This window comes from Streptomyces sp. NPDC093510 (genome assembly GCF_040683555.1).
Taxonomy (GTDB): Bacteria; Actinomycetota; Actinomycetes; order Streptomycetales; family Streptomycetaceae; genus Streptomyces.
Map to the genome: position 1 here is coordinate 1 of NZ_JBFBEE010000007.1, position 1,471 is coordinate 1,471.

At 69.5% G+C, this 1,471-nt stretch carries 1 protein-coding gene and 1 pseudogene; both read right to left on the reverse strand.

Annotated features, from left to right (window positions below; genetic code table 11):
- Positions 1-354: 354 nt before the first annotated feature.
- A complete protein-coding gene (locus AB0N81_RS12920; protein ID WP_365357846.1) occupies positions 355-1,131 on the reverse strand; it encodes a hypothetical protein in 777 nt (258 codons plus the stop codon).
- Positions 1,132-1,358: 227 nt separating this feature from the next.
- A pseudogene (locus tag AB0N81_RS12925) lies at positions 1,359-1,471 on the reverse strand (hypothetical protein); the annotation flags it as partial.

Consider the following 1,471-nt stretch of genomic DNA (forward strand, 5'->3'; position numbering starts at 1 on the left):
TTCGCCACCACCGAGTTGTCGTCACCCGCGGCGAACATGTTGGCGGCCTGCAGGCGAACACCCTCGCGAAAGGACCGTCGTTCGGCCGTCAGGCCACCGCCTTGTGGATACCTCATGGTTCCGGCGTACCGCGACTGAGACCACCTGTCAGCCCCTCCGACATCACGCCCACAAGCTCAGTAGACGCCATTTCACTTGGCGTCTAAAGGGAGGTCTTCCCCGTGGGGTGCCTGCGGCCGGTGGTCCACGCCCATGCGACGAGCCCGTTTTCGCGAGCCGACCTGCTCTACACCGAGTGCGGGCGGCAGATTCCGGGAACCGTGCGCAGTGGGCAGAGCGCAGGGGTAGGCCCGATCAGTTGGCCGACGTGTTCCGCGTCATCTCGGCTGCCTCGGTGATGGCGCGTTGTCTGAGATCGCCCAACAGCTGCATCGTGACGGCGGCCAGGACGTCGTCCCCGCCAACAGTCCGCCCGTCCCCGCGACGGGTGGACAGGGCAAGGAGGGGGTCCTTGAGCAGCGGGGCCGGGGCTGGCTCGCCTGGCACCACCAGACTGACCGTCCCGAACCGCTTGACCCCGCCCTCGCGGACGACCTTGGCTGCGTCCCGGGCCAGGGCCGTCAGGAACACGCTCGCGATTCCGTCCAGGTCGCGGACCATCGCCGGGACCGCCCTCACCCCCCGGCTCCCCAGCAGCCTTCTCACCCCGGCCTCGAACCGGTGGGCGCCGGCCACACCACTCGGTGTACGCGCCCCGCGGCGCTCACGAAGAGACACGAGCGCGCCATCGGCGTTGCGCACCTCGCCCATCAGGCCGTGGAAGGTCGGGCTGTGCAGGTACCACGCCGATCCCACCTCCACCTCGACGTTCCGGTCGATCGCCGAGATGAGGTCCTTGGGAATCAGCCTCTTCCTGACCTCCTCGGCCGCCGCGCTTCTCGCGCCCTCGATGATCTCCGTCAGCACGGTCCGCGTCACCGACGCGGCGGCCCACGCCGCCGACCGGGAGACGTGCAACGAGGTCACGCCCCTGAACACCGCTTTGACGAGCTGAGGCTTGAACGGCAGGTCGGTCACGACGGAAGCGGTCTGCGGACCGCTGCGCTCGGTGCGTAGGGGTTGTGTGGTCATCGAAGAATGTGCTTTCTGCTGTTGGTGGTGTCAGTGGCCCATGCCGCACCGGGCGGCGAGGCCACAGAGCTCTGCGGAGGGCGCCGAGCCGACACAGGGCCTGCCGGGCGGGGCCGCTGGCACACAGAGGTGCGGGCGGCCCCGCCCGGATTCTCGGCGTTCCGGCGACCGGGCGTGCGGCAGGGGGTGCTACCCGGGCGACGCGCTGTGGTGCGGCGCCATGCCGGTCAGGCGACCTGGTATCTGCCGACTTCCAGGAAGTGGCGCAGTGCTTCGGGTGTGTTGTCGTCCAAGGCGGCGTTGGCTGCCGCGCGCAGGGCCGGGCTGATGGACGAATCAG

Bases quoted from the DNA above. Each gene is read 5' to 3' on its own strand.
- AB0N81_RS12920 (WP_365357846.1), bottom strand. From the start codon at position 1,131: ATGACCACACAACCCCTACGCACCGAGCGCAGCGGTCCGCAGACCGCT.